Consider the following 26,030-nt stretch of genomic DNA (forward strand, 5'->3'; position numbering starts at 1 on the left):
CGCAGGAGGGATATCAAGAGGGATATATTGACAATAGACCATCGCCTGCCAATACCGGCGCTAGCGCATCAAGGTCTCCGCCGGCACCCGTACCCAGCCTTCCATCAGGATACGCGCGCTGCGACTCATCACGGCCTCACTGACGGTCCATTCGCCCTCGCCTTGCTGGCCGTCACTGACCTGACCCGAGGGTGACTGACGATGGGCACTCGCGCCGACCCTGAGCGTGCCGGAGGGATGTCCGAAGCACACCGAGTCACGCGCGGTGCCATTCTGCCCAGATTCGGCCTCGGCCCCGCCAGCGGCGGCAAGATTGACCAGCGTGCCGGGTACCGCAGCCGCCGCGGCGATGGCGACGGCCGCGGTGCCCATCATGGCGTGGTGCAGCTTGCCCATCGATACGGCGCGAATCAGCACGTCGATCTCGTCGGCCTTGATCTCGCGACCACTGGAGACGACGTGATCCACCGGCGGCGCCACGAAGGCGACCTTGGGGGTGTGCTGACGTCTGGCGGCCTCGCCCAGCTCCTGGATCAGTCCCATGCGCAGTGCGCCGTGGGCGCGCAATGTCTCGAGGCGCGCGAGGGCCTCGCCATCCGCGTTGATCGCCTCCTGCAGCTCGGTGCCCTGATAGCCGAGATCGCGGGCAGCGACGAAGATGGTCGGGATGCCGGCATTGATCAGGGTCGCCTGGATTCGCCCGCCCACGACCACCGATTCCGGCACTTCCAGCGTATCGACCACATTGCCGGTGGGGAACATGCTGCCCTCGCCGGCGGCGGGGTCGCGGAAGGCGACCGCAACTTCGGCGGCCGGGAAGGTCACGCCATCCAGGGCGAAGTCGCCGGTTTCCTGGACGCGCCCCTCGCACATCGGCACCCGCGCGATGATGGTCTTGGCGATGTTGGCCTGCCAGATACGCACCTCGGCGATGCCATCACGCGGCAGGCGCTCGGCCGGCACCAGGCCCTTCTCGATGGCGAAGGGCCCGACCGCCGCCGAGAGATTGCCGCAGTTGCCGCTCCAATCGACGAAGGGCGAGTCGATGGAGACCTGACCGAACAGATAGTCGACGTCGTGGTCCGGCTGTTCGCTGCGACTGATGATCACCGTCTTGCTGGTGCTGGAGGTCGCGCCCCCCATGCCGTCGATCTGCTTGGCGTAGGGGTCGGGGCTGCCGATCACGCGCAGCAGCAGGGCATCACGCGCCGGGCCCGGCACCTGCGCCGCTTCCGGCAGCTCATCGCGCAGGAAGAACACGCCCTTGCTGGTGCCGCCACGCAGATAGGTGGCGGGGATCCTGAGCTGTGCCTGCTGGCTCATGCCGTCACCTCCGCCGCCGGCTCGCCCGGTACCTGGGAGCTCAAAAAGTCTTCGGCGAAGCGCTGCAGAACACCGCCCGCCGAGTAGATGGAGACTTCCTCACGGGTATCGAGGCGGCAGGTGACCGGCACGCGCTCGAGCTTGCCTGCCTTGTCACCGGCGGTGCGCTCGATCACCAGCGTGAGTTCTGCCCCCGGTGCCGGCTCGCCTTCGACGGCGTAGATCTCGCTGCCATCCAGCGCCAGCGTCTTGCGCGTGGTACCGGCGGCGAACTGCAGCGGCATCACGCCCATGCCGACCAGATTGGTGCGGTGGATACGCTCGAAACCTTCCGCGACGATGGCCTCGACGCCCGCCAGCCGCACGCCCTTGGCCGCCCAGTCACGCGACGAGCCCTGGCCGTAATCCGCGCCCGCGATGATGATCAACGGCTGCTTGCGCTGCATGTAGGCCTCGATGGCCTCCCACATGCGCACCACTTTGCCTTCCGGCTCCAGGCGCGTGAGCGAGCCCTGCTTGACCTCGCGCTTGCCGCCCGCCCCTTCCACCACGGCCATCTCGTTGATCAGCTTGGGATTGGCGAAGGTGGCCCGCTGCGCGGTGAGATGATCGCCGCGGTGAGTGGCGTAGGAATTGAAGTCCTCCTCCGGCAGGCCCATCGCGGCCAGATACTCACCCGCCGCACTGCTGGCCATGATGGCATTGGAGGGCGACAGGTGATCGGTGGTGATGTTGTCCCCCAGCACCGCCAGTGCCCGCATGCCCTTGAGCGTCGGTGCGCTGGCCAGGCCGCCTTCCCAGTACGGCGGACGACGGATGTAGGTGCTCATCTCGCGCCAGTCGTAGAGCGGGCTGGTCGTGTCGTCGCGATCCTGGCGGGCCTCGAACATCGGGATATAGACCTGACGGAAGTGGTCCGGCTTGACGCTGGAGCCGACGATGGCATCGATCTCCTCGTCGCTCGGCCACAGGTCCTTGAGCATGATCGGCGAGCCGTCCGGCGCATGTCCGAGAACATCCTTCTCGATGTCGAAGCGGATGGTGCCGGCGATGGCGTAGGCGACCACCAGCGGCGGCGAGGCCAGGAAGGCCTGCTTGGCGTAGGGGTGGATACGGCCATCGAAGTTGCGGTTGCCGGACAGCACCGCGGTGGAATAGAGATCACGCTCGACGATTTCCTGCTGGATCGCCGGGTCCAGCGCACCGCTCATGCCATTGCAGGTGGTGCAGGCGAAGCCGACGATGCCGAAGCCGAGCTGTTCGAGTTCCGGCAGCAGTTCCGCCTCTTCCAGATACAGCTGCACGGCCTTGGAGCCCGGCGCCAGCGAGGTCTTGACCCACGGCTTGCGCGTCAGGCCCAGCGCATTGGCGCGTCTGGCCAGCAGGCCGGCGGCGATGACGTTGCGCGGATTCGAGGTGTTGGTGCAGCTGGTGATGGCGGCGATGATCACCGCGCCATCCGGCATCAGGTCGCGCCCGTCCTCGTCCTGCTCATGCTCGATCACCCCGGAGATGCCACGCGCGGCCAGCTCGCTGGTCGGCACGCGACTGTGCGGATTGGAGGGGCCCGCCAGGGTGCGCACCACCGAGGACAGGTCGAAGGTCAGCTCGCGCTCATATTCCACCGCGCCTTCGATATGGCCGCTCTCGTCGGCCCAAAGCCCGGTCTCACGCGCGTAGCGCTCGACCAGCGCGATGTTATCCGGCTCACGCCCGGTCAGCGTCAGATAGTCCAGCGTCTGCTGGTCGATGTAGAACATCGCCGCCGTGGCGCCGTACTCCGGCGTCATGTTGGAGATGGTGGCGCGATCGCCCAGGGTCAGGCTGGCCGCGCCTTCGCCGAAGAATTCCAGATAGGAGGAGACGACCTTCTCGGCGCGCAGGAATTCGGTCAACGCCAGCACGATGTCGGTGGCGGTGATGCCCGGCTGCGGACGCCCGGTGAGGCGCACGCCGATGATGTCCGGCAGACGCATGTAGGAGGCACGCCCCAGCATCACGCTCTCGGCCTCGAGCCCACCGACGCCGACGGCGATCACGCCCAGCGCATCGACATGCGGTGTGTGGCTGTCGGTGCCCACCAGGGTATCCGGGAAGGCGACCTGATGGCCCTTCTCATCGGCGCGCGACTCGATCACCGGCGACATCCGCTCCAGATTGATCTGGTGCATGATGCCGTTGCCCGGCGGAATCACGTCGATGTTCTCGAAGGCCTGACGCGTCCAGTCGATGAAGTGGAAGCGGTCCTCGTTGCGACGCTCCTCGATGGCGCGGTTCTTGGCGAAGGCGTCCTTGTCGAAGCCGGCGTGCTCCACCGCCAGCGAGTGGTCGACGATCAACTGGGTCGGCACCACCGGATTGACCTTGGCCGGGTCTCCGCCGCGCTCGGCGATGGCATCGCGCAGGCCGGCCAGGTCGACCAGCGCGGTCTGACCGAGGATGTCATGGCACACGACACGCGCGGGATACCACGGAAAATCGAGATCACGCCGCCGTTCGATCAATTGCACGAGGCTGTCACGCAGCTGATCCGGCGGGCAGCGACGCACCAGGTTCTCGGCCAGTACGCGTGAGGTATAGGGCAGACCGGCGTAGGCGCCGGGGGCGATGTCTTCCACGGCGGCACGCGCATCGAAGTAGTCGACCGGGGTACCCGGTGACGCCGTGCCAGGCAGGGGTTTGCGATACTCGGTATTCATGGGCATCCGGACTCATCAGGCGGTCAAGAAAACGATCGGCCAGCACGCTGACTGGCCGAGGAAAGGGTCAGTCGCGCTGCTCGATGGGCAGCCAGTCGCAATGCTCCGGGCCGGTGTAATCGGCGCTCGGGCGGATGATGCGATTGTTGGCGCGTTGCTCGAAGACATGCGCCGCCCAGCCGGTCAGGCGTGAACAGACGAAGATCGGCGTGAACAACTTGGTGGGAATGCCCATGAAGTGATAGGCGCTGGCGTGGAAGAAGTCGGCATTGCAGAACAGCTTCTTCTCGCGCCACATCACGGCTTCGACGCGCTCGGAAACGGCGTAGAGCTGAGTGTCGCCCACATCCTCGGACAGCTTGCGTGACCACTCCTTGATGATGGCGTTGCGCGGGTCACGTTCACGGTAGATGGCGTGGCCGAAGCCCATGATCTTCTCGCGACGTTCCAGCATGCCGAGAATCTCGCGCTCGGCTTCCTCCGGTGAGCGCCAGTGCTCGATCATCGCCATCGCCGCCTCGTTGGCACCGCCATGCAGCGGTCCGCGCAGCGAGCCGATGGCCCCGGTCACGCAGGAATGCAGATCGGAGAGCGTCGAGGCGCAGACACGCGCGGTGAAGGTCGAGGCATTGAATTCGTGCTCGGCATAGAGGATCAGCGAGGTATTCATCACCGCGGCATGCAGCTCACTGGGGGCCTCACCGTGCAAAAGGTGCAGGAAGTGCGCGCCGATGGAGTCGTCATCGGTCTCGGTGTCGATGCGCACGCCATCATGGCTGAAGCGATACCAGTAATTGATGATCGACGGGAACACGGCCAGCATGCGGTCGGCCTGGTCGGACTGCTCATCGAAGCTCTCTTCGGTCTCCAGATTGCCGAGCATCGAGCAACCGGTGCGCATCACGTCCATCGGGTGGGCACTGGCCGGAATCTGCTCCAGTACCGCCTTCAGGGCATCCGGCAGGCCACGCAGGCCCTTGAGGCGCGTGATGTAGGCGTCCAGCTCCGAACGATTGGGCAGCTTGCCCTTGAGCAGCAGATAGGCGACTTCTTCAAAGCTTGCGTGGGCGGCGAGATCCTCCAGATCGTAGCCGCGATAGCGAAGGCCGGAGCCGGTCTGGCCGACGGTGCACAGGGCGGTCTCGCCGGCACTCTGGCCGCGCAGGCCGCTGGAGGCACTAGGGCTCGGGGTAGCGGTGGTATCTGACATGGCGCGATCTCCTTGGCAGTGACGTCATTGAGTTGTTCTTTTTCTTGTAGGGCATAAAGCGTCAAGCCCCTCGCCGGCCAGGCGTTTGCCAGCGAGGGAGAAACGGTCGGGCCGGAAGTGCCGGCCCGTGAAGCCAGTGGCCTCCTGATACGAGACATGGCGCCCGTCTCGAGCGTCTGGCATCAATCCTTGCGGCTTTCGGCCTCGAACAGGGTGTCCAGCTTCTGCTCGAAGGTGTGGTAATCGAGGAAGTCGTAGAGCTCCATGCGGGTCTGCATGTCGTCGACCACGTCCTTCTGGTCACCCTTGTCGTGGATATTCTGGTAGACCTTGAGGGCGGCGGCGTTCATGGCGCGGAAGGCGGACAGCGGATAGAGCACCATCCGGCAGCCGACATCGCCCAGCTCGCGCTGATTGAACAGCGGCGTGGCGCCGAATTCGGTGATGTTGGCCAGAATCGGCGCGTCGACGCCCTCGCAGAAGGCACGGTAGTCCTCGAGGGTATGCACCGCCTCGGCGAAGATGGCGTCCGCCCCGGCCTCGACACAGGCATTGGCACGCGCCACGGCGGCCTCGAGCCCTTCCTTCTGGAAGGCATCGGTACGCGCGATCAGATAGAAGTCGTCATCACGACGGGCATCGGCGGCCGCCTTGATGCGGTCGACCATTTCCTGGCTGGAGACGATGGCCTTGTTGGGACGATGTCCGCAGCGCTTCTGGGCGACCTGGTCTTCCAGGTGCACGGCAGCCACGCCGGCACGCTCCATCTCCTGAATGGTGCGCGCGATGTTGAAGGCGCCGCCCCAGCCGGTGTCGATGTCCACCAGCAGCGGCAGCTCGCTGGCGGCGGTGATGCGACGCGCGTCTTCCAGCACGTCATTCATGCTGGTCATGCCCAGGTCCGGCAGCCCGTAGGAGGCGTTGGCCACGCCGCCACCGGACAGGTAGATCGCCTGATGCCCGACGCGCTCGGCCATGATGGCGGTATAGGCATTGATGGTGCCGACGATGGGCAGCGGACGATTGGCTTCCAGCGCCGCGCGGAAGCGGGCGCCGGGGCTTGGCAAGGCGGTGGAACTCAGATGGCGTGACATGACATCTCCCGGGCTGGGCCCATGACGGGGTTGGAATTGTTGGTGGTGATCCGGTCGCAAGCGGTGTGGCAGTTCACTCCTCGCCCTGCTCTTCCTTGAGCGTGGCGGCATAGCGGCGGGCGACGTTCTCCCGCGAGGCGCTGACGTGGCGCCGCATCAGCAGCTCCGCCAGCTCCTCGTCGCCGGCCTCGATGGCATCGACGATACGGTGGTGCTCGACGAAGGCCTTCTGCGGACGCGAGCCACTGGCGCTGAACTGGGTGCGATACATGCGCACCAGGTAGTAGAGGTCGTCGCAGAGAATCGTCATCAACATGTGGTTATGGCTGCCGAGGACGATCTGATAGTGGAAGTCGAGATCGCCTTCCTTCTGGAAGTAGGCGGTGCCGGTCTTGAGGTCCGACTGCTGCTCGTGGGTCTTGAGCACGCTGCGCAGCCGCGTGACCTCCTCCTGCGTCATGTGCCGCGCCGCCAGACGCGCGGCCATGCTCTCCAGCGCCTCACGTACGTCGAACAGCTCCAGCAGCTCGGTCATCGAGAGCTTGACCACCCGCGCACCGACGTGGGGCACGCGCTCGATCAGGCGATGGACCTCGAGGCGACGCATCGCCTCGCGCAGCGGGCCACGCGAGATGCCATAGGCCTGCGCCAACCCCGGCTCGGTGATCTTGCTGCCCGGTGCCAGCTCGCCGCGCACGATGGCGTCCTGCAGCTGGTGGAAGACGCGCTCGGCCAGGGTGCGCACCTCAGGCGTCGGAGCACTGGCGGAGGCGGTGTGGCCTGCCTGCTCGGCAGTGGCGCCGCGCGCGAGGCTTCGAGCGGTGGTGGCATTGTGAAAGGCATCGGTGGTCATGGCGGTCAGGCAATCCGGCTGGGCAAGGGGCTGAGACAGGACAATGGCGATGAGGGACTTTCAGCACCATTGTCGACAATCATTCAATGACTGCCAGACTAGCCAGCGAGCCTGAGTGGGTCAAGATGCAATCCGCCAAATCCTCTACACCTTTGGCGTAAGAGAGCTGGCATGCGCTGGATAAACGGCTGCCAGAACAAGGACGAACCGCCTGAGACGCCGCCATGCCAGTCTTCCCGCGTCACCAGGACAGAGGCACGCCAGCCGGTAGCGGCCGAGACGAAAGACGCCCCGCCAGCACAGGCTGACGGGGCGTCTTGAGTCTCAATGCCAGACCGCTCATCGGTCGGCTTGTCGACAATCACGCGTTTTATGCGAAGCTGAGCTCCGCGCCGATGCGGCGGGGTTTCTGGAAAGGCAGCGAATGATCGGTGCCGGGGATTTCCAGCGATTGCCAGCCCGCATGACGCTCGGCCAGCAGGCTGTGATAGTCGCGCAGGGTCTGCGGGCTCTTGCCGCCGACCAGGCTGCGCACCTCGCTGCCTGAGGCCAGCACGTCGGCCAGCAGCGCCTCGCGGTCGATCTCGCGCACGGCATGCGTGACACAGTCCAGCGCATTGGCGAAGCCCAGATGGCGATGCGCCAGTCGCGCTACCATCATGCGCTCGGCGCGCGGGTTGCGCGTGCGATGCGGCGAGATGAGGTCGAGGAAGGCGGTGATGCCCGCCTCGGGGCTTGAGGCTTCGCGCATGGCGCGCGCCGCCTCGGCATAGCCGTCACGCACCTTGAGCATGGTGGCGTGGCATTCGCGCTCCAGCAGTGCCGGCTCCAGCAGACTGATGTCGCCGACCTTCACCTCCGGGCGCTCGGCGCGCAGACGCTGGACGAGACGCATGGCGACCAGTCCGCCGAAGCTGTAGCCGATCAGGTCGAAATGCGTGATGCGCTGGGTCTCGATCAACGCCATCACGTCCTCGACCACCTGCTCGAGGGTGAAAGGAGGCTCGCCACCCTGCGGCGCCAGCGTCTGCCCCATGCCACGCAGGTCCGGGATGATCAGCTCATCATGGGCCGTGAGATGCCCGACCAGCGGTGCCCAGGTCAGCGTGCCGGCCACGCCCGCGCCGTGCAGCATCAGCAGTCGACGCCCGCCCTGGGCGTCATGCCGCTTGAGACGCTGCCAGAAGATGTTCTGATCGGGACGTGACAGCAGATGTTGGCCATGTTCGAACTCGGGATGCATGCAGGGGCTCCGGTGGGGTGCCAGGGGCTGGGCAAGAGACTGGGCAAGAGGGCTGGGCGAACGTCAGCACGCGCGTCATGGCAGTCATCGATGACGGCGCAGGGCGTTCAGAGGCAGGCACCTTAATCAGCGCACGGGAGAACGGCAAGCCGACAAGGCCAGCCCCTCACCGGAATCCGCACGCATGGGCGGACAAAACGCCTTCGGATGCCTAGAATGCCCTGTCCGCCAACGGAAGCTGTCATGACCATCTCGCTCGAAATCAACGCCCTGCCCTACGCCCTCGCCGCCGAGGATGAAGCCTCCACGCTGTCGCGCTTCGCACGCCTGCGCTCACGTCCCGACGCCGTGCTGCTCGACAGCGGCCAGCCGTCGCTGGCCGGTGGCCGCTTCGACATCATCAGCAGCGACCCGCTGGCCGTGCTGGAGCAAGGCCCACACGGCGGCAAGCTCACTGGCCCGCTGCCGGAGTCGATGCGTGACCTGAGCCAGTTCAGTGAAGCGCTGGAGCGCCTCGCCCGCCTGCCGGTGATCGAGGCCCAGCGCCAGCTGCTGACCCTGCTGCCGCAGACGCTGGCAGGCGAAGAGCTCGCCCGGCATGACCTGAGCGCCGAGGACCTGCCGTTCATCGCCGGCCTGCTGGGCTACTGGAGCTACGACTTCGGGCGCGCGCTGGAAGACCTGCCCGCCACGACAGAGGACGACATCACGCTGCCCTGGGCGCGTCTCGGTCTGTATGACTGGGCATTGATCAGTGACCATCAGCGCCAGCAGAGCTGGCTGATCGCCTCGCCCCAACGGCGCCGACAGGTGCTTGAGTGGCTGGAGCAACCGGCGCCGCGCAGCGCCGACTTCGCCCTCGACACCCCCTTCGCGCCGCTGCTGGACCGCGCGGGCTACGGCGAACGCTTCCGCCAGGTGATGGAGTATCTGCATGCCGGTGACTGCTATCAGATCAACCTGACCCAGCGCTTCTCCGCCGACTGCAGTGGCGACAGCTGGGATGCCTACCTGCGCCTGCGTCAAGCCACGCCGACACCCTACGCCGGCTATCTGAGCTGGCAGGACGCCAAGGGCGAGGAGATGGCGATCGTCTCCGTCTCGCCGGAGCGCTTCGTCGAGGTCAATCATCGCGCGGTCGAAACCAAGCCGATCAAGGGCACCCGCGCACGTGGCGCGACGCCGGAAGAGGACGCCCGGCTTGCCGCCGAGCTGCTGGAAAGCCCCAAGGACCGCGCCGAAAACGTGATGATCGTCGACCTGCTGCGCAACGACCTGGGCCGCGTCTCCGCGCCCGGCAGCGTCAAGGTGCCCTCACTGTGCGCGCTGGAGAGCTACGCCAACGTGCACCATTCCGTCAGCACCATCACCAGCACCCTGGATGAAGGACGCGATGCGCTGGATCTGCTCGGCGCCGCCTTCCCCGGCGGCTCCATCACCGGCGCGCCCAAGATCCGCGCCATGCAGATCATCGAGGAGCTGGAGCCGGTGCGCCGCAGCGCCTATTGCGGCAGCCTCGGCTATCTGGATATCCGCGGCCACATGGATACCTCCATCGCGATCCGCACGGCGGTGATCGCCGAGGGCCAGGTGCATCTGTGGGGCGGCGGCGGTCTGGTCGCCGATTCCGAGGAAGAGGCCGAATACCGCGAGAGCCTGGCCAAGATTCAGCGCCTGATGGAAGCGCTTGGCTGACAGGCGGCGTTATAAGGCGTCATGAGCGCCATAACTCGATGGCATATAACGTTCGAACGAATTCGTATTGGGGAAGCAGTGCCTGCCTTTGATAGGGTAGGCGCATTCCTGCACGTCTCCTTGAGCGCTACCCGCCTCTGCTGATGGTCTTTGCTGGCCATTGATCAGCCCTGCGCCCCGCTCCATCGGACGTGCCCTCGTTCTGGAGACTCCTCATGTCCGATACCTTCGATCTCGCCCGCATCAATGCCGAATTCGGCAACGACCCGGAAGCCCTGACCCGCTGGGCCCTGTCGCTGGACAAGCACGCCATCTGCACCACGAATTTCCGTCCCTTCGAGGCGGTGATCCTGCACATGGTGACGCGCTTCCGTCCTGACATCCCGATCGTGTGGATGGACAACGGCTACAACACCGATGCCACCTATCGCTTCGCCGATGAGGTGACGCGCAAGCTGAACCTGAACCGCATCATCTATCTGCCGCAGCGCACGCGTGCCCACCGTGAAGCCGTCGATGGCCTCACCCCGCATATCGATGACCCGCGCCACGAAGCCTTCACCCATGAAGTGAAGCTCGAACCGTTCGAACGTGCGCTGCGCGAGCTGAACCCCGAGATGTGGTTCACCGCCGTGCGCGCCAGTGACACCGCCTTCCGTGCCGGCATGCAGCCGGTCTCGCTGAACGGCGATGGCCTGATCAAGGTCGCCCCGGTACTCAACTGGTCATCCAAGCAGATGCACGAGTACCTGGTCGCCCACGACCTGCCCAACGAGTTCGACTACGTCGACCCGACCAAGGCGGAAGACAACCGCGAGTGTGGCCTGCACCTGGCACACTGAGCCCTGTGGTTGACGCTGTGCGCTCGGGCCGCCCAGCCAGCAAAAAGCCCGCCTCTCAGGAGGCGGGCTTTTTCATCTGCGCTATGACAGATCAGGCGAGCGGGACTTAGTTCACCGGGGCTGTCCACCGACACTCAGCCAACCGGCACTCAGTCCACCGACACTCAGCCAACCGGCACTCAGCGCACCGGCAGCTCGATGTCGTGGAAGATCTCGTGCTCGTGGCGCGGGCCGGCGGCCAGTGCCGCTTCGACACGCTCGCGCGTCAGGTGCGGCGCGAAGCGCTCGACGAATTCGAACATGTAGCTGCGCATGAAGGTGCCGCGACGGATGCCGATCTTGGTCGTGGAGCTCTCGAACAGATGCGTGGCGTCCAGCGCGACCAGGTCCTCGTCGGCCACCTCGTCCACCGCCATGTGCGCGACGATGCCGATGCCCATGCCGAGACGCACATAGGTCTTGATGACATCGGCGTCCGAGGCGGTCAACACCACGTTGGGCGCCAGGCCGTGGGACTTGAAGGCATCGTCCAGCTGGCTGCGGCCGGTGAAGCCGTAGGTGTAGGTGACCAGCGCATAACTGGCCAGCGACTCGAGGGTCAGTTCCTCGCCATTGGCCAGCGGGTGATCCTTGGGCACCAGCACACAGCGGTTCCAGCGATAGCACGGCAGCAGGATGAGGTCGTTGAACAGCTCCAGCGACTCGGTGCAGATGGCGAAGTCGGCCTGCCCCTCACTGACCATGTTGGCGATCTGCTTCGGCGTGCCCTGCTGCATGTGCAGCGCGACATCCGGGTACTTGCGCGTGAAATCGGCGATCACCGGCGGCAAGGCATAACGCGCCTGGGTGTGCGTGGTGGCGATCGACAGGCTGCCGCGACGGTCGTCACTGTGCTCCTGGGCGACGTGCTTGATGTTCTCCACCGTTCGCAGCACCTGGCTTGCCAGCTCGACGATGGACTCGCCGGCCGGGGTCACTCGCGTCAGGTGCTTGCCACTGCGTGCGAAGATTTCGACGCCAAGCTCATCTTCCAGCAGACGAATCTGCTTGGAAATGCCCGGCTGGGAGGTATACAGACTTTGCGCGGTGGCGGACACGTTCAGGTTGTGGCGGGTGACTTCCCAGATATAACGCAACTGCTGGAGTTTCATGCGGCTTCACTCTCCTGAGAAGCACCATCGACGCGACGCGGCGTGACAGTGGCCCGGACATGGCCGGTCACCTTGCTAAGATGATCGGGCGATAAAATCATGAACAATGATTCCTTTCGGGAATATACGCTCAAGAGTAGATTGGCGACAGTAACCTGACAAGGGGGTAGGTAGGGATGGAAGTCACACAACTGCTGCTATACGTGCTGGCAGGCGCCGGAGTGGGTTTCGCGGTCGGTGTCACTGGCGTGGGCGGCGGCTCGCTGATGACGCCCCTATTGTTGATGTTCGGCTTCCCGCCGCACATCGCCGTGGGCACCGACCTGCTCTATGCCTCCATTACCAAGGCGGGCGGCGCCTTCGCGCACCATCGCCAGGGCCATGTGGACTGGACCATCGCCCGACGCCTGGCCATCGGCTCGCTGCCGGCGGCGCTGTTGACGATTGCGGTCCTGCATACCTTCTTCACTGACCCCACCGCCTACGCGGGCCTGATCAAGGGCATGCTGGGCGTGATGTTGATCCTCACCGCCGGCGTGCTGCTGTTCAAGAAGCGCCTGCTGGGGCTGATCAGCCCGGAAAGCTTCATCGTACGCCACGCGGCACCGCTGACCGTACTGTCAGGCATCGTGCTCGGTGTGTGCGTCACCCTATCCTCCGTGGGGGCCGGCGCCTTCGGTGCTGCCGTGCTGATCATGCTGTTCCCGCTGTTGAGCACCGCGCGCATCGTCGGCACCGATATCGCTCATGCGGTACCGCTGACCCTGGTCGCGGGACTGGGCCACCTGTGGTTGGGCAACGTCGACTTCCTGTTGCTCGGCGCATTGCTGGTCGGCTCACTGCCCGCCATCAGCCTGGGCGCACGCCTGACACGCCACATGCCCAGCGGCCTGCTGCAGGGCCTGCTGACGACACTGCTGCTGGGGCTTGGCATCCGTTACGCCTTCTTCTGAGCTCTCCTTGCTGCGGGATCCTTCACACAGGCAATACCAAAGTCGGGGCAGGCAATCCACATTGCCTGCCCCGTTGCTATTCCCTCAAACCAATAAAACAGCTATAAAAACACTAGCGATCATAACCCCGTGCTATTGAGCCGATGGACAATGCCCATTTGTCAGTGATGCAAAGTGGCGCTACCATCGGACGCAGCCTGCATGTCCGGCAATGCCGCAGACAGCGAAACGAATCCCCTGGAGAAACAAGATGTCCAATCACGTCGATGTCACCGGCGCCAACTTCGAACAGGAAGTTCTCAACGCTGAAGCCCCGGTCCTGCTGAAGTTCTGGGCCCCGTGGTGTGGTCCGTGCAAGATGATGGCGCCGGTCGTCGAAGAAGTCGCCAACGAGAAAGGCGAAGGCCTGAAGATCGTCAACGTCAATGTCGATGACGCGCCGGAAATCGCTGCCGAGCAAGGCGTGCGTGGCGTGCCGACCGTGATCCTGTTCAAGTCCGGCGCCAAGGTCGCCTCTCTGGTCGGTGCCCAGTCCAAGGGTCAGCTGAGCCAGTTCATCGAGCAGAACCTCTGAGTCGACTTGCTGACAGGTGACTGCCCCGCCAGTCACCGCGCACTGATTCGATAACCAAAGGCCCCGTCACGCACAGCGTGACGGGGCCTTTGGCATTCAGGCAATGGGTCATCCACGCAGAGCTGGCCCGCGGGTCATTCCTCCGCCATGCGTCGACGACGGCGTATCCTGCGCACGGAGGGGCCCAGCAGGCGCGCCGCCCAGCGCGTGCCCGGATGCGAGTCGAAGGCGATCTTGAGCGTCATGGTGATCGGCACCGACAACAGCATGCCCACCGGCCCGAACACCCAGCCCCACACCACCAGCGACAGGAAGGCGGCCAGCGTCGACAGCCCCAGGGTGCGCCCCATCACGCGCGGTTCGATCAAGTTGCCGAGAATGAAGTTGATCGCCAGGTAACAGCCGCCCAGCATCAACGCCTTGACCGCGCCACCCTCCGGCATCACCAGCGTCAGCAACACCGCAGGCACCGCGGCCAGCGCCGAGCCGATGTTGGGGATGTAGTTGAGGCAGAAGGCCAGCGTGGCCCACAGGAAGGCGAACTCCACATCGAGCACCAGACAGCTGATCGCGACCAGTCCCCCGGTCACGAGGCTGATCAAGGTCTTGACCGCCAGATAGCGGCGCAGCGTCAGCGAGAACAGCGTGAAGCGGCGCAGACTGACATGCGGGCTGCGCAGCGTGCTGACCAGCTTGTCGCGCAGTGACAATGCCTCATAGAGCAGGAAGGTGGCCGTCAGCACGATGATGACGCTCGAGGACAGAAGCCCCCCCAGCCCGGTCAGCAGGTTCGGCACCCACTGGGTCAACGAGGCCGGATCGACCAGCTCGCTGAAACGGGCCGGCGCGATGGATACGCCGCTGTCCGCCAGCCATTCCAGCATGCTCTGATACTGTTCGCGCAAGCTCTCCTCAAGCTTGGGCATCTCATCGCTGAACAGGGTGAAGCGCGAGACCAGCAGCGCCGTCAGCGACGAGAACAGCACACAGACCGTCAGGATGACGATCGGCACCCCGAAGCGTTGCCCGATACCGTGACGGGCCAGCCAGCGCACCGGCGCGTCGCAGACCGCAGCGACAAACACCGCCAGCAGCAGCGGGACTACCAGGTCCGCCGCCAGCTTGAGGCCGCCGATGATGATGACCACCGCGGCCATGCCGACCAGCAAGGGGTGAATCTCCAGCGCGCGGCGCACGTTGGGCGCGTGGCGAGAACCTCCGGAGCGTTCGAGCGCCTCCTGCTGACGCTCGTCGCGTGGCACCTGCATGCGTGTCACGGCCTCCTCGATGGAAGTGCCCTCACTGACGCTACGTGGCTCGCCAACGCTATCGTCAGGCGCTTGCGCGTCAGCCATCTGCGTCTCGGGCGGCACTTCCTCGTGTCGCGATCTTTCGTCAGGCGTATCGTTCGCGTGCATCCTGCGCCACCTATCCTGTCAGTGCTTGCCATCAGTACTTGCCATCAGTACATGCCATAAGTACTTGCGCGTCGTTGCCCCGCGGGTTGCTCGGGACAGACTTCGATGCGCCTATCTTGGGCGCATGCCTGTCACAAGCCAAGACTGAAACGAGATTGATTGCTCGTGTCGGGGAAAACCTGCGCCTCCCTCAAGACGCACAAAAAATGGGGAGACCGAAGTCTCCCCAAGGGTACCGAGTCAGAGCGCACTGACTGGAGGCATAAGACACGACTGTTGCCGATACATCGAACTGCTGAGCCTTGAAGCTGCTGTCAGGCTTGAAACTGCTGTCAGGCTTGAAACGTCATCAGATCTCGAAGCCGCTGCCGAAGCCTTCCACCGTCGGCGCCATCAGCGTCTCGCCACCGGCGCGAATCATCGCGGCATGGCCTTGCGTGCGCGGCAGGATGCGCTGGAAGTAGAAGCGCGCGGTATCCAGCTTGGCCTGATAGAAGGCAGCGTCCCCTTCGCCGGCCGCCAGCGCGGCCCTGGCCGTCTCACCGGCCCGCGCCCACAGGTAGCCCAGCGTGACGTAGCCGGCATACATCAGATAATCGACACTGGCCGCGCCGACCGCTTCGCGGTCCTGCATCGCGCCCATGCCTACCGCCATGGTCAGCTCGCCCCATTCGCGGTTGAGCTCGGCGAGCGGATTGGCAAACTCGCTGCCTTCGCTGGCCTGACAGAACTTGTGGATCTCCTTGGTGAAGACCTTGAGCGATTCGCCCTGGCTCATCAGGATCTTGCGGCCCAGCAGGTCCAGCGCCTGGATACCGGTGGTGCCTTCATAGAGCAGGGTGATGCGCGCATCGCGCACGAACTGCTCCATGCCCCATTCCTGAATGAAGCCGTGGCCGCCATAGACCTGCACGCCGTGATTGGTCGCCTCGAAGCCGGTCTCGGTCAGGAAGGCCTTGACGATGGGCGTCAGCAGGCCGAGCAAGGTATCGGCACGCGCCTTGTCTTCACTGTCCGGGGCGTTCTCGACGATGTCATTGAACTGGGCGGCGTACATCACCAGCATGCGCCCACCCTCGGCGATGGCCTTCTGGGTCAGCAGCATGCGGCGCACGTCCGGATGCACGATGATCGGGTCGGCTGCCTTCTCAGGCGCCTTGGCGCCAGACAGGGCACGCATCTGCAGACGGTCACGCGCATAGCTCAGCGCATTCTGGAAGCTTGCCTCGGCCAGCGCCACGCCCTGGATCCCCACCCCGAGACGTGCGGCATTCATCATGGTGAACATGCAGGCCAGCCCCTTGTGCGGCGGGCCGACCAGATAGCCTGTGGCGGAGTCGAAGTTCATCACGCAGGTCGCGTTGCCGTGAATGCCCATCTTGTGCTCGATGGAGCCACAGCTGACGCCGTTGCGCTCACCGGCCTCGCCATTGGCGTCGGGCAGGAACTTGGGCACCACGAACAGCGAGATGCCACGCGAGCCTTCCGGAGCATCCGGCAGCTTGGCCAGCACCAGGTGCACGATGTTCTCGGAAAGATCGTGCTCACCGGCCGAGATGAAGATCTTGGTGCCGCTGATGCGGTAGCCCTTGCTGCCATCGCTGTCATCCAGCGGCACGGCGCGGGTCTTGATCAGGCCCAGGTCCGTGCCGCAATGCGGTTCGGTCAGGCACATGGTGCCGGTCCAGCTGCCTTCGACCAGCTTGGTCAGATAGGTCTGCTTGAGCACCTCGCTGCCGTGATGCTCGAGTGCATTCATCGCGCCATGCGACAGGCCCGGATACATGCCCCACGACAGGTTGGCGGAAGCGACCATTTCCGAGAGCACCATCGCCAGTGACGGCGGCAGCCCCTGACCACCATGCTCCGGTGAGGCAGCCAGACTCGGCCAGCCACCCTCGACATACTGCTGATAGGCAGCCTTGAAGCCGCTCGGCGCCTTGACCTCGCCGCCCTCGAAGGTACAGCCCTCGCGATCGCCCGACTGGTTCAGCGGCGTCAGCACCTCGTGCGCGAAGCGTGCGCCCTCCTCGAGGATGGCAGTCACGATATCGTCGCTGGCCTCATCGCCACCCGGCAGGCTGGCATAGTGCGCGGGATAGTCGAGCAGCTCATTCATCACGAAGCGGATGTCGCGCAACGGCGCCTGATAGTCCGGCATGCTTTACTCCTTGAGCCGTCGCGACGCGGCGGCGCTGACCTGAACAACGACAGGTGGCGGCAGGACGCTTGTCAGGCGGCGCAACACTCACTCGAGCAATGAAGAAGCGAGTCGCTGGCGGCGAACAGGTCTGACGCAACACTATCAAACATGTGTTTGAAACTAACGCCTCCTTCGCCATACCGTCAAGCGGTCGTTTGATTTCTGGCCTGCGACATTGGTGGCAAGCCCTGTCTCCAGGCCGCCCTCGCGCACGGCAGACACAAAAAACAGACACAAAAAACAGACACAAAAAAGCCCGACCGCAGCCGCGGTCGAGCAATATCTCCCCCAGAGATAACCTGTCCTGCAAGATTCCTTGTGTACCGTGCTCTCTCCCCAGAGCCGATCCAGAGAGCCCGATCCAGACGATAAAGGCCTTACCCGCCAGCCTCAGGCCATGCGAATGCTGCCATCGAGGCGGATCACCTCCCCGTTGAGCATGCTGTTGGTGATGATGTGCTCGGCCAGACGCGCGAACTCATCGGGCTTGCCCAGACGCTTGGGAAACGGCACAGCCTCGCACAGCGCCTCGCGAGCCGGCTCCGGGATGCCGGCCATCATCGGTGTCTCGAACACGCCGGGCGCGATCGCCATCACGCGAATGCCATGGCGTGCCAGCTCGCGCGCCATCGGCAGCGTCATGCCGGCGACCCCGGCCTTGGAGGCGCTATAGGCACACTGCCCCACCTGGCCATCGAAGGCCGCGACCGAGGCGGTATTGAGAATGATGCCCCGCTCGCCGTCCTCGCCCTCGGCGGCATTGCGCGCCATGCGTGCCGCCGTCAGGCGCGCCACGTTGAAGGTGCCGCTCAGGTTGATCGCCAGCGTCTTCTCGAAGCCCTCAAGCGGAGCAGGCTCGCCGTCACGGTCCACCAGCTTGGCGACGCTCACCACGCCGGCACAGTGGATCACCCCATGAATGGCACCGAAGGTCTGCTCCGCGACATCCAGCGCGGCCTCGACACTGGCACTGTCGGTGATGTCGCAATGACAGAAGCGTGCCGCCTCCCCCAGTGAATCGGCCTGTTCACGTGCGGCCTCGGCAAGGTCCGCCAGCACCACCTGGCCGCCGGCCGCGACGATACGTGAGGCCGTGGCGGCCCCGAGGCCGGATGCTGCGCCGGTGATCAGAAAGCAGTGGTCGGCGATCTTCATGAAACGAGTCTCCCGAAAGGTGATGGCAGGAAAGATGATGAGAGGCAGGTGGCGACACACAAGCCCCGTCGGATAGCCGACCATGCCTGAGAGCCGTATGTATGGCTCGGTGTTCAGCTCGCGCGCGCCTGTGCCCGCAGCAGGAAACGCTGGATCTTGCCCGACGGCGTCTTGGGCAGGCTGTCGACGAAGTCGATCTCGCGGGGATAGCTATGCGCCGAGAGTCGCTGACGTACGCTGGCGCGAATTTCCTCCGCCAGCTCGTCACTGCCGACATGGCCATCGCGCAGCACCACATAGGCCTTGATGATCTCGCCACGCAGCGCATCCGGCTTGCCGACCGCCGCCGATTCCGCCACCGCCGGATGCACCAGCACAGCGTTCTCGACATCCGCCGGGCCGACGCGATAGCCCGCGGTGGTGATGATGTCGTCATCACGCCCGGCGAAGGTGAAGCGGCCATCGGGCTCTGCCACCACCACATCTCCAGTCAGGTAATAACCCTCGACGCAGGGCTGCTTCTCCTGCCAGGTGTAGCCGGCGAAGAAGTGCGCGGGAGAGCGGGCGATATCCACCGCCAGCACACCCGGCTCGCCCGGCGGCAGCTCACGATACTCGGCGTCGAGCACGGCGAGTCGATAGCCGGGCAGCGGGAAGCCGACACTGCCGACCACGACCTCATGGGCCAGCGCGTGATGATTGCAGCAGGTCATGCCGGTCTCGGTCTGGCCGTAATGGTCCATCACCGCACAGCCCAGCTCCCGCGCGACCCAGCTCACCACCTCGGTGTTGAGGGGCTCGCCGGCGGAGCTTGCGACCCGCAGGTTCAGGCGCTCGAAGGCGCCTTCGCCAAGCCCGGAGGCCTTGAGCATGCGATAGGCCGTGGGCGCGGCCGCGAAATTGTCGATGCGGTGACGCTCCATGAAGGCCAGCCCGCCTTCTGCACTGAACGGCGCCTGCATGAAGTAGGTGGTGGCACCCAGCAACAGCGGGCCGGTGATGGCGTAGTAGAGGCCGTAGGCCCAGCCGGGGTCGGCCATGTTCCAGAAGCGCTCGCCGGGGCGCAGGTCCACCGCCAGGCGTTGATAGAGCCAGAAGGCAGGCAGCGCATTCAGCGCCACCGCCACGCCCTTGGGCTTGCCGACCGTGCCGGAGGTGAACATCTGCAGGAAGGGCGCCTCCGCCGGAAGCCACACCGGCGGCTCGGTCAGTGGCTCGCTCTGCATCAATGTCTGCCAGTCGAGATCGCCCGCCTCCAGCGCGTCTCCCTCACCGCGCACGCAGATGATCACGGGATGGCGAGCAAGCTCAGTGAACTTGCTGCGCTGGCTCGTCTCGGTGATCACGATCTGCGTCTCGGCGCGCGACAGGCGATAGTCGAGCGCATCGGTGCCGAAGGCGGTGAACAGCGGCTGATAGACGGCGCCCAGCCGCCAGGTCGCGGCCAGCGTGATCATCAGCTCCGGTGTACGCGACAGCATGCAGGCGACCCGCTGCCCCGCCATCACGCCCTGTGCCTTCAAGGCAGCCGCCATCCGCGCGCTCTGCTCATCGAGCTGTGCGTAACTCAGCTCACGCACCCGGCCCTGTTCGTCTTCGTGGACCAGCGCGATACGATCGCCCTGCCCGGCGCGCAGATGACGCCCGACGCACGCCTCATAGGCATTGCCGAGCTCGCCCTCGCCGTCGAGCGGCGTAGTGAACAATTCATCGCGCAGTGCCTGGATATCGAAGGCGGCCAGATAATCGCTCAGCGTCTGGCTGGCGGCGGGTTGCATGGCGGGTGAATTCGCAGATGCAGCAGAGGCGGCGCGTGACGTGCGGTTTGTTGTTGTATCGCTTGGCGTCATGGCGTGACTGGCTCCTGAGTGGTGCTCCGGGGCGAAGTGAGATGACTGGGCGCCAGCCATCTACAGTTAACGTAAACGTCAAGTTAGCGACAAGCCTGTCGGGCGGCAAGCATTGTGACGCTCGACTGGCCAAAAGTTGCAGACGCTGCGTAGCAGAGGCCGTGTAGCAGACGCCGTGTAACCCACGTTCGCTCAGGGCAGACGACACAGGCTGTCGACCAGCGCCTCGGCCAGCTCATCGGGGGAACGCTCTCCCTCGGGGCGATACCAGCGTACCGTCCAGTTGAGCGCGCCGAGCATGAACTGGCGCAGCAGCGCGGCATCGCCCTTGAGCAGCCCTGCGGCCACGGCGGAGGCGATGGCGTCACGCCACAGGTCTTCGTAGTCATCGCGCAGCTGGACGAGATGCTCGCGCGCCGGGCCCTCCAGCCGCCGCCACTCATAGAGCGCGACCACATGGGCATTGCGGTCGGTGAGCAGCGTGTCCAGATGTGCACGCGCCAGGGCCAGCAGTCGCTCACGCGCCTGCTGCTGCGACGCCGCCGAGGCGGTCACTTCGCTTGCCTGGCACGGCTCGCAGCGCGCCAGATGCTCACGGGCGATGGCCAGCGCACTGAACATGCCCTCTTCGATCACGGCGCACAGAATTTCCTGCTTGTCGGCGAAGTGATGGAAGAGACTGCCGGACTTGATGCCCATTTCCTGGGCCAGCATGCGGACGGTGGTGCGATCGAAACCCTCCTCGACGAACAGGCGGGCAGCGATACGGACCAGCTCCTTGCGACGGGGTGAGGCGGTGGCTACATTCATCGTATAACTAGCGCTTGCTTGGTTTATGGGATTGAATGGATCAAAGCATAGCCACGCAGTGATCACAACGCCGACTGCACGACTCGATCTTCCAATAACAAGACACAGGAGACCGTCATGACGACCGCTTCCCGCATTACGCCAAGCCCCGCCGCCAGCGCCGATGACATCGTGATTCTCGCCGGTGCCCGCACGCCGATGGGTGGCCTCAAGGGCTCACTCTCGACGCTGAGCGCACCCCAGCTCGCCGCCGTGGCCATCAAGGCGGCCATCGAACGCGCTGGCCTCACGCCTGCCGATGTCGACGAGGGCATCTTCGGCTGCGTGCTGCCCGCCGGCGTCAAGCAGGGCCCGGCGCGGCAGGCCATGCGTCAGGCCGGCGTGCCGGACAGTATCGGCGCCACCACCATCAACAAGCTATGCGGTTCCGGCATGAAGGCCACCATGCTGGCGCATGACCTGATTCGCGCAGGTACCAACCGCATCATGCTGGCCGGCGGGATGGAATCGATGTCCAACGCCCCGCATCTGCTCACCCAGGCGCGGGGCGGCTATCGCCTCGGCCATGGCGAGCTGAAGGACCACATGTTCTTCGATGGGCTGGAAGACGCCGAGACCGGCAAGCTGATGGGTGTGTTCGCCCAGGAAGTGGCCGATGCCCGCGGCTACGATCGCCAGCGCATGGACGACTTCGCCATCGAATCGCTCAGGCGCGCCATGACGGCGACCGAGTCGGGTGACATCGCGCCGGAAATCGCCGCCGTCACGGTCAAGAGTCGCAAGGGCGAGAGCGTGGTCGAGCAGGATGAGCAGCCCTTCCAGGCCAATCTCGACAAGATTCCCACCCTGCGCCCGGCCTTCGCCAAGGACGGCACCATCACCGCCGCCAATGCCAGCTCCATCTCCGATGGCGCCTCGGCACTGGTGCTGACGCGCCGTGATGAAGCCGAACGGCGCGGGCTGGCCGTCAAGGCGCGTATCCTCGGTCACAGCACCCACTCCCAGCACCCCAGCGAATTCACGCTGGCGCCCATCGGGGCCATCGACACGCTGATGAAGCGCCTGGAGTGGACCACGGAAGACGTCGACCTGTTCGAGATCAACGAGGCCTTCGCGGTGGTCACCCTGTTGGCGATGGATGCCCACGACATCCCGCATGACAAGGTCAATGTCTTCGGTGGCGCCTGCGCCCAGGGGCACCCGGTGGGCTCCACCGGCTCGCGCATCATCGTCACCCTGATCAACGCGCTGGAACGCCGCGGCAAGAAGCGCGGCATCGCGGCGCTGTGCATCGGCGGCGGTGAGGCCACCGCGATCGCCGTCGAACTGGAAGGCTGATCCGCCAGCAGACACTGAGCCAACCTGATGCTTGAAACGACACGAGGCCCGGATCATTGATCCGGGCCTCGTGTCGTCGTGCGGCCTGCAATGCTCTCAGGAAGCGATCAGGGGCTCAGCCTTCCGAGCCCTGACACTGACGCCGCTTAGCCATAGCGACCGGTGATGTAGTCCTCGGCCTTCTTGGTATTCGGGTTGGAGAACATGGTCTTGGTGTCGTTGTACTCCACCAGCTCACCCATGTGGAAGAAGGCGGTGTAATCGGCGACACGTGCCGCCTGCTGCATGTTGTGCGTCACGGTGACGATGGAGAACTGGGTCTTCAGCTTGTCCATCAGGTCTTCGATTGTCGCGGTGGAGATCGGGTCGAGTGCCGAGGTCGGCTCATCCATCAGGATGACGTCCGGCTTGACCGCGATGGCACGCGCGATGCACAGACGCTGCTGCTGACCACCGGACAGCGAGGTGCCCGGCTGGTCGAGAATGTCCTTCACTTCTTCCCACAGACCCGCATCACGCAGCGCGCTCTCGACCAGATCATCCTTGTCGGCGCGACGGCTGACCAGGTCGTGCATGGTCGGCGCGTAGGCGATGTTGTCGTAGATGGACTTGGGGAACGGGTTCGGCTTCTGGAACACCATGCCGACGCGACGACGCAATGCCACTTCATCCATGTTGCGCGCGTTGACGTCACGGCCATCCATCTCGACCAGACCTTCGATGCGCACGCTGCGGATCAAGTCATTCATGCGGTTCAGGCAGCGCAGGAAGGTCGACTTGCCACAACCGGACGGGCCGATCAGGGCGGTGACGTTCTTCTGGAAGACATCAATGTTGATGTTCTTCAACGCCTGCTTCTCGCCGTACCACAGGTTGAGGTCTTCCACGCGAATGGCCAGCTCGTGGTTGGCATCTTCGTTGATGACGACCGGGCTACCGGGACGAGTGGCGGCGGCAGGCTTGGCGGGAGTGGCGACGGTGCTGTTCATGTCTCGTATTCCTTGATGAGTCGTGGGCCAGGGCTAAGGGTGGAAGGCGACCGGCCAATCGGCGGGCCGCCTCGCAACTGCCTACCAGCGACGCTCGAATTTCTTGCGCAGCATCACGGCTGCGGCATTGAGTAGGATCAGCACTGACAGCAGCACCAGGATGCCCGCCGCAGTACGTTCAACATAGGCCTGCTCCGGCTCGCCCGCCCAGGTGAATATCTGGGCCGGCAGCACGGTGGCAGCCTGGGTGATGGCGGTCGGCGCATCCGGAATGAAGGCCACCATGCCGACGATGATCAACGGCGCGGTCTCGCCCATCGCCTGTGCCAGGCCGATGATGGAACCGGTCAGGATCCCCGGCAGTGACAGCGGCAGTACGTGGTCACGCACCACCTGCCAGCGGGAGCAGCCGACGCCGAAGGCGGCCTGACGAATGGTGTCCGGTACGCTGCGCAGCGCCGAGCGCGTGGTGATGATGATCACCGGCAAGGTCATCAGACCCAGCGTCAGACCACCGACCAGCGGGGAGGAACGCGGCATGCCGAAGAAGTTGATGAAGATCGCCAGACCCAGCAGACCGAACAGGATCGACGGCACCGCCGCCAGGTTGTTGATGTTGATCTCGATAGCCTGGGTGAAGCGGTTGTCCGGAGCGAACTCCTCCAGATAGACCGCCGTCAGCACGCCGACCGGGAAGGCGAAGGCCAGCGTGACCAGCAGTGTCAGGATCGTACCCATCGCGGCCGACCAGATACCGGCGTATTCCGGCAGCTTCGAGTCACCGGTGGTGAAGAAGTTGATGTTGAACTTTAGCTCGGCCGTGCCGTTCTCGATCATGCGGTCCAGCACGGCGGTCTGCTTGGGCTTCAGGTGTGACTTGTGGCCCTTGAGGTACTGATCGACCTGATCATCGGCGATCACCCAACGGTCGATCGTCTGACCCATCAGGCTGGCGTCAGCGGCCATGTCGCGTGGCAGCTGGCGCAGCCAGCCGCGGCTGACCAGGTCACGCACGTCTTCTTCCACCGCTGCCAGCGGGATTTCCTGCGACTGCTCGCTGTAGGTGACCGGCACGTGCAGTTCTGCCTGCTGGAAGGCCGGATAGCCGCGCATGACCATGTCGCCGATGAAGACCACCAGGAAGGTGGCGGCCAGGGCGAGTGCGCCCATGGACATGAATTTCAGGCGCTTGGTGCGGCGATGACGGCCCTTCAGCTGGGCCGAGATATCGTCGAATGAATGGCTCATGTCTAGTCTCGGCCTCAGAGGTTGTTGGCGCTGTACTTCTCACGGAAGCGGCGGATCAGGACCACCGAGACCATGTTCAGCAGCAGAGTGACAACGAACAGCACCAGACCCAGCGCGAAGGCCGACAGTGTCTCGGCACTCGCGAATTCCTGGTCGCCGGTCAACGCGGCAACGATGCGCACCGTGACGGTGGTCATGTCTTCCAGCGGGTTGGCGGTCAGGTTCGGACGCATGCCCGCCGCCATCACCACGATCATCGTCTCGCCGAGGGCGCGTGACATGGCCAGCAGAGACGCGGAGATGATGCCCGGCAGCGCGGCCGGCAGGATGACGTTGCGGATGGTCTCGCCGTGGGTCATGCCCAGCGCCAGAGAGCCCTGACGCATGGTGTCCGGCACGGAGGTGATGACGTCATCGGACAATGAGGAAATGAACGGAATGATCATGATGCCCATGACCAGACCCGGCGCCAGCGCGTTGTTGTAGGACGCCTCGATGCCCAGCGGCGAGAAGATGTCGACGATCAGCGGCGCGACGGTGATGGCGGCGAAGAAGCCGTAGACCACGGTCGGGATACCGGCGAGCACTTCCAGCACCGGCTTGGCGACGGTACGCACGCTCTCGGGGGCGAACTCCGCCATGTAGACCGCGGCGAGCAGGCCGATGGGAATGGCCACCAGCATCGCGATCAGGGTGATCATGAAGGTACCGGCGAACAGCGGTACGGCACCGAAGTTGGCGGTGCTCTCGACACCTTCACCACGGCCGGCGGCCATCTGGAAGCTGTTGCCCGGATCCCAGGTGGTGCCGGTGATGAAGGTCCAGAAGCTTTCCATCTGGAAGAAGCGGATGGCCTCGAAGATGATCGAGACCAGAATGCCGAACGTCGTGACGATGGAGATCATCGCCGCGCCGATCAACACATAACGAATGAGGGTCTCGATGGCATTGCGCGCATGGAAATCCGGCTTCACCAGGGCGAGGCCGATGACCAGGCCGACGGCTGCGACGACCAGACTGGCGATCAGCAGCTGCATGCCTTCGATATCGATATCTGCGGTGGCAATCGCAACGACGGCTGCCAGACCGACCAGCAGAGCAGGCCCTGCGCTGGAGATTGCCGTGAACCAGCCGTACTGATCCGGCTGGGCGTACATTTCAGCACCGCTGGCACGTACACGCTGTGCCTTGCTGCGGCCGCTGAAGAAGGCCACCAGGCCAGCCAGCGCCACGATGCCTATGAAGAAAAGAAAGATCTGCTGAGTCTGCATCTTTCGGGTCCCGGAGTCGCGTTGTTCACAGGGGGAAGGCTTCATGCCTTGCGAAACCCTGCGACCAGTCAAGCAAACGGGCCGGCTGCCAAGGGCAACCGGCCGCGTCAG

At 64.7% G+C, this 26,030-nt stretch carries 20 protein-coding genes; 5 read left to right on the plus strand and 15 right to left on the minus strand.

Annotated features, from left to right (window positions below; genetic code table 11):
- Nucleotides 1-60: 60 nt before the first annotated feature.
- From prpF to ACJJV2_RS14255, 6 genes are all read right to left on the minus strand, one after another.
- A complete protein-coding gene (gene prpF / locus ACJJV2_RS14230) occupies nt 61-1,323 on the minus strand; it encodes a 2-methylaconitate cis-trans isomerase PrpF (protein ID WP_405281842.1) in 1,263 nt (420 codons plus the stop codon).
- Nucleotides 1,320-4,022, minus strand: a complete 2,703-nt coding sequence (gene acnD / locus ACJJV2_RS14235) for a Fe/S-dependent 2-methylisocitrate dehydratase AcnD (protein WP_405282234.1) — start codon at nt 4,020-4,022, stop codon at nt 1,320-1,322. Before acnD ends, prpF begins: the two co-directional genes overlap by 4 nt.
- 67 nt (nt 4,023-4,089) lie before the next feature.
- Entirely contained in the window at nt 4,090-5,232 is a 1,143-nt protein-coding gene (gene prpC / locus ACJJV2_RS14240; RefSeq protein ID WP_216060043.1) for a 2-methylcitrate synthase, read from the minus strand.
- A 182-nt stretch (nt 5,233-5,414) separates the two neighbouring features.
- Nucleotides 5,415-6,326, minus strand: a complete 912-nt coding sequence (gene prpB / locus ACJJV2_RS14245) for a methylisocitrate lyase (RefSeq protein WP_043333964.1) — start codon at nt 6,324-6,326, stop codon at nt 5,415-5,417.
- Nucleotides 6,327-6,399: 73 nt separating this feature from the next.
- A complete protein-coding gene (locus tag ACJJV2_RS14250; protein WP_043333965.1) occupies nt 6,400-7,179 on the minus strand; it encodes a GntR family transcriptional regulator in 780 nt (259 codons plus the stop codon).
- A 370-nt stretch (nt 7,180-7,549) separates the two neighbouring features.
- Nucleotides 7,550-8,422, minus strand: coding sequence for an alpha/beta fold hydrolase (locus tag ACJJV2_RS14255; protein WP_405281847.1), 873 nt, complete (start codon nt 8,420-8,422; stop codon nt 7,550-7,552).
- Between the two features lie 243 nt (nt 8,423-8,665).
- Here ACJJV2_RS14255 and pabB point away from each other — a divergent pair, with 243 nt between their 5' ends.
- Both pabB and ACJJV2_RS14265 read left to right on the plus strand, forming a co-directional pair.
- On the plus strand, nt 8,666-10,117 hold the full coding sequence (gene pabB / locus ACJJV2_RS14260) for an aminodeoxychorismate synthase component I (RefSeq protein ID WP_405281850.1): 1,452 nt from the start codon (nt 8,666-8,668) through the stop codon (nt 10,115-10,117).
- A gap of 215 nt (nt 10,118-10,332) precedes the next feature.
- The gene (locus ACJJV2_RS14265) at nt 10,333-10,959 is read left to right on the plus strand and encodes a phosphoadenosine phosphosulfate reductase family protein (protein ID WP_107335490.1); all 627 of its coding nucleotides are present in this window, start codon (nt 10,333-10,335) and stop codon (nt 10,957-10,959) included.
- Between the two features lie 179 nt (nt 10,960-11,138).
- On the opposite strand, the gene cysB is transcribed toward ACJJV2_RS14265, so the two are convergent.
- Nucleotides 11,139-12,110: an HTH-type transcriptional regulator CysB gene (cysB, locus tag ACJJV2_RS14270; RefSeq protein ID WP_043333969.1), complete on the minus strand. Its 972-nt coding sequence runs from the start codon at nt 12,108-12,110 to the stop codon at nt 11,139-11,141.
- Nucleotides 12,111-12,286: 176 nt separating this feature from the next.
- Here cysB and ACJJV2_RS14275 point away from each other — a divergent pair, with 176 nt between their 5' ends.
- Both ACJJV2_RS14275 and trxA read left to right on the plus strand, forming a co-directional pair.
- Nucleotides 12,287-13,063, plus strand: coding sequence for a sulfite exporter TauE/SafE family protein (locus tag ACJJV2_RS14275; protein ID WP_043333970.1), 777 nt, complete (start codon nt 12,287-12,289; stop codon nt 13,061-13,063).
- Between the two features lie 250 nt (nt 13,064-13,313).
- Nucleotides 13,314-13,637, plus strand: coding sequence for a thioredoxin (gene trxA, locus ACJJV2_RS14280; protein ID WP_043333971.1), 324 nt, complete (start codon nt 13,314-13,316; stop codon nt 13,635-13,637).
- A gap of 134 nt (nt 13,638-13,771) precedes the next feature.
- Here trxA and ACJJV2_RS14285 read toward each other — a convergent pair whose 3' ends face one another.
- The 5 genes from ACJJV2_RS14285 to ACJJV2_RS14305 form a co-directional block, all read right to left on the minus strand.
- Nucleotides 13,772-14,992 (minus strand): AI-2E family transporter, encoded by a 1,221-nt coding sequence (locus ACJJV2_RS14285; RefSeq protein WP_405281857.1) that lies wholly within the window; start codon nt 14,990-14,992, stop codon nt 13,772-13,774.
- A gap of 412 nt (nt 14,993-15,404) precedes the next feature.
- Nucleotides 15,405-17,216: an acyl-CoA dehydrogenase C-terminal domain-containing protein gene (locus ACJJV2_RS14290; RefSeq protein WP_192838534.1), complete on the minus strand. Its 1,812-nt coding sequence runs from the start codon at nt 17,214-17,216 to the stop codon at nt 15,405-15,407.
- Between the two features lie 432 nt (nt 17,217-17,648).
- Nucleotides 17,649-18,413, minus strand: coding sequence for an SDR family NAD(P)-dependent oxidoreductase (locus ACJJV2_RS14295; RefSeq protein WP_043333973.1), 765 nt, complete (start codon nt 18,411-18,413; stop codon nt 17,649-17,651).
- A gap of 113 nt (nt 18,414-18,526) precedes the next feature.
- Nucleotides 18,527-20,191: an AMP-binding protein gene (locus ACJJV2_RS14300; RefSeq protein WP_405282236.1), complete on the minus strand. Its 1,665-nt coding sequence runs from the start codon at nt 20,189-20,191 to the stop codon at nt 18,527-18,529.
- 264 nt (nt 20,192-20,455) lie between these two features.
- Nucleotides 20,456-21,073: a TetR/AcrR family transcriptional regulator gene (locus tag ACJJV2_RS14305; RefSeq protein ID WP_131431306.1), complete on the minus strand. Its 618-nt coding sequence runs from the start codon at nt 21,071-21,073 to the stop codon at nt 20,456-20,458.
- A 117-nt stretch (nt 21,074-21,190) separates the two neighbouring features.
- Between ACJJV2_RS14305 and ACJJV2_RS14310 the strand changes: the two genes are divergently transcribed.
- Nucleotides 21,191-22,411, plus strand: a complete 1,221-nt coding sequence (locus tag ACJJV2_RS14310; protein WP_405281861.1) for an acetyl-CoA C-acyltransferase — start codon at nt 21,191-21,193, stop codon at nt 22,409-22,411.
- A gap of 146 nt (nt 22,412-22,557) precedes the next feature.
- On the opposite strand, the gene pstB is transcribed toward ACJJV2_RS14310, so the two are convergent.
- The 3 genes from pstB to pstC all read right to left on the minus strand — a co-directional run bounded on the left by pstB (nt 22,558) and on the right by pstC (nt 25,919).
- Entirely contained in the window at nt 22,558-23,400 is an 843-nt protein-coding gene (gene pstB, locus ACJJV2_RS14315; RefSeq protein WP_153635115.1) for a phosphate ABC transporter ATP-binding protein PstB, read from the minus strand.
- 81 nt (nt 23,401-23,481) lie between these two features.
- Nucleotides 23,482-24,648 (minus strand): phosphate ABC transporter permease PstA, encoded by a 1,167-nt coding sequence (gene pstA / locus ACJJV2_RS14320; protein WP_043333976.1) that lies wholly within the window; start codon nt 24,646-24,648, stop codon nt 23,482-23,484.
- A 14-nt stretch (nt 24,649-24,662) separates the two neighbouring features.
- Nucleotides 24,663-25,919 carry a phosphate ABC transporter permease subunit PstC gene (gene pstC, locus ACJJV2_RS14325; RefSeq protein ID WP_043333977.1) on the minus strand — a complete coding sequence of 419 codons (1,257 nt, stop codon included), beginning with the start codon at nt 25,917-25,919 and terminating at the stop codon, nt 24,663-24,665.
- Between the last annotated feature and the right edge of the window lie 111 nt (nt 25,920-26,030).

It is taken from the genome of Cobetia sp. Ld8 (assembly GCF_045066615.1).
GTDB classification, from domain to species: Bacteria; Pseudomonadota; Gammaproteobacteria; order Pseudomonadales; family Halomonadaceae; genus Cobetia; species Cobetia amphilecti.

What these genes read in the sequence shown, in the direction of transcription:
- prpF (WP_405281842.1), bottom strand. Translation starts at nt 1,323, where the DNA reads ATGAGCCAGCAGGCACAGCTCAGGATCCCCGCCACCTATCTGCGTGGC.
- acnD (WP_405282234.1), bottom strand. Translation starts at nt 4,022, where the DNA reads ATGAATACCGAGTATCGCAAACCCCTGCCTGGCACGGCGTCACCGGGT.
- prpC (WP_216060043.1), bottom strand. Translation starts at nt 5,232, where the DNA reads ATGTCAGATACCACCGCTACCCCGAGCCCTAGTGCCTCCAGCGGCCTG.
- prpB (WP_043333964.1), bottom strand. Translation starts at nt 6,326, where the DNA reads ATGTCACGCCATCTGAGTTCCACCGCCTTGCCAAGCCCCGGCGCCCGC.
- ACJJV2_RS14250 (WP_043333965.1), bottom strand. Translation starts at nt 7,179, where the DNA reads ATGACCACCGATGCCTTTCACAATGCCACCACCGCTCGAAGCCTCGCG.
- ACJJV2_RS14255 (WP_405281847.1), bottom strand. Translation starts at nt 8,422, where the DNA reads ATGCATCCCGAGTTCGAACATGGCCAACATCTGCTGTCACGTCCCGAT.
- pabB (WP_405281850.1), top strand. Translation starts at nt 8,666, where the DNA reads ATGACCATCTCGCTCGAAATCAACGCCCTGCCCTACGCCCTCGCCGCC.
- ACJJV2_RS14265 (WP_107335490.1), top strand. Translation starts at nt 10,333, where the DNA reads ATGTCCGATACCTTCGATCTCGCCCGCATCAATGCCGAATTCGGCAAC.
- cysB (WP_043333969.1), bottom strand. Translation starts at nt 12,110, where the DNA reads ATGAAACTCCAGCAGTTGCGTTATATCTGGGAAGTCACCCGCCACAAC.
- ACJJV2_RS14275 (WP_043333970.1), top strand. Translation starts at nt 12,287, where the DNA reads ATGGAAGTCACACAACTGCTGCTATACGTGCTGGCAGGCGCCGGAGTG.
- trxA (WP_043333971.1), top strand. Translation starts at nt 13,314, where the DNA reads ATGTCCAATCACGTCGATGTCACCGGCGCCAACTTCGAACAGGAAGTT.
- ACJJV2_RS14285 (WP_405281857.1), bottom strand. Translation starts at nt 14,992, where the DNA reads ATGGCTGACGCGCAAGCGCCTGACGATAGCGTTGGCGAGCCACGTAGC.
- ACJJV2_RS14290 (WP_192838534.1), bottom strand. Translation starts at nt 17,216, where the DNA reads ATGCCGGACTATCAGGCGCCGTTGCGCGACATCCGCTTCGTGATGAAT.
- ACJJV2_RS14295 (WP_043333973.1), bottom strand. Translation starts at nt 18,413, where the DNA reads ATGAAGATCGCCGACCACTGCTTTCTGATCACCGGCGCAGCATCCGGC.
- ACJJV2_RS14300 (WP_405282236.1), bottom strand. Translation starts at nt 20,191, where the DNA reads ATGCAACCCGCCGCCAGCCAGACGCTGAGCGATTATCTGGCCGCCTTC.
- ACJJV2_RS14305 (WP_131431306.1), bottom strand. Translation starts at nt 21,073, where the DNA reads ATGAATGTAGCCACCGCCTCACCCCGTCGCAAGGAGCTGGTCCGTATC.
- ACJJV2_RS14310 (WP_405281861.1), top strand. Translation starts at nt 21,191, where the DNA reads ATGACGACCGCTTCCCGCATTACGCCAAGCCCCGCCGCCAGCGCCGAT.
- pstB (WP_153635115.1), bottom strand. Translation starts at nt 23,400, where the DNA reads ATGAACAGCACCGTCGCCACTCCCGCCAAGCCTGCCGCCGCCACTCGT.
- pstA (WP_043333976.1), bottom strand. Translation starts at nt 24,648, where the DNA reads ATGAGCCATTCATTCGACGATATCTCGGCCCAGCTGAAGGGCCGTCAT.
- pstC (WP_043333977.1), bottom strand. Translation starts at nt 25,919, where the DNA reads ATGCAGACTCAGCAGATCTTTCTTTTCTTCATAGGCATCGTGGCGCTG.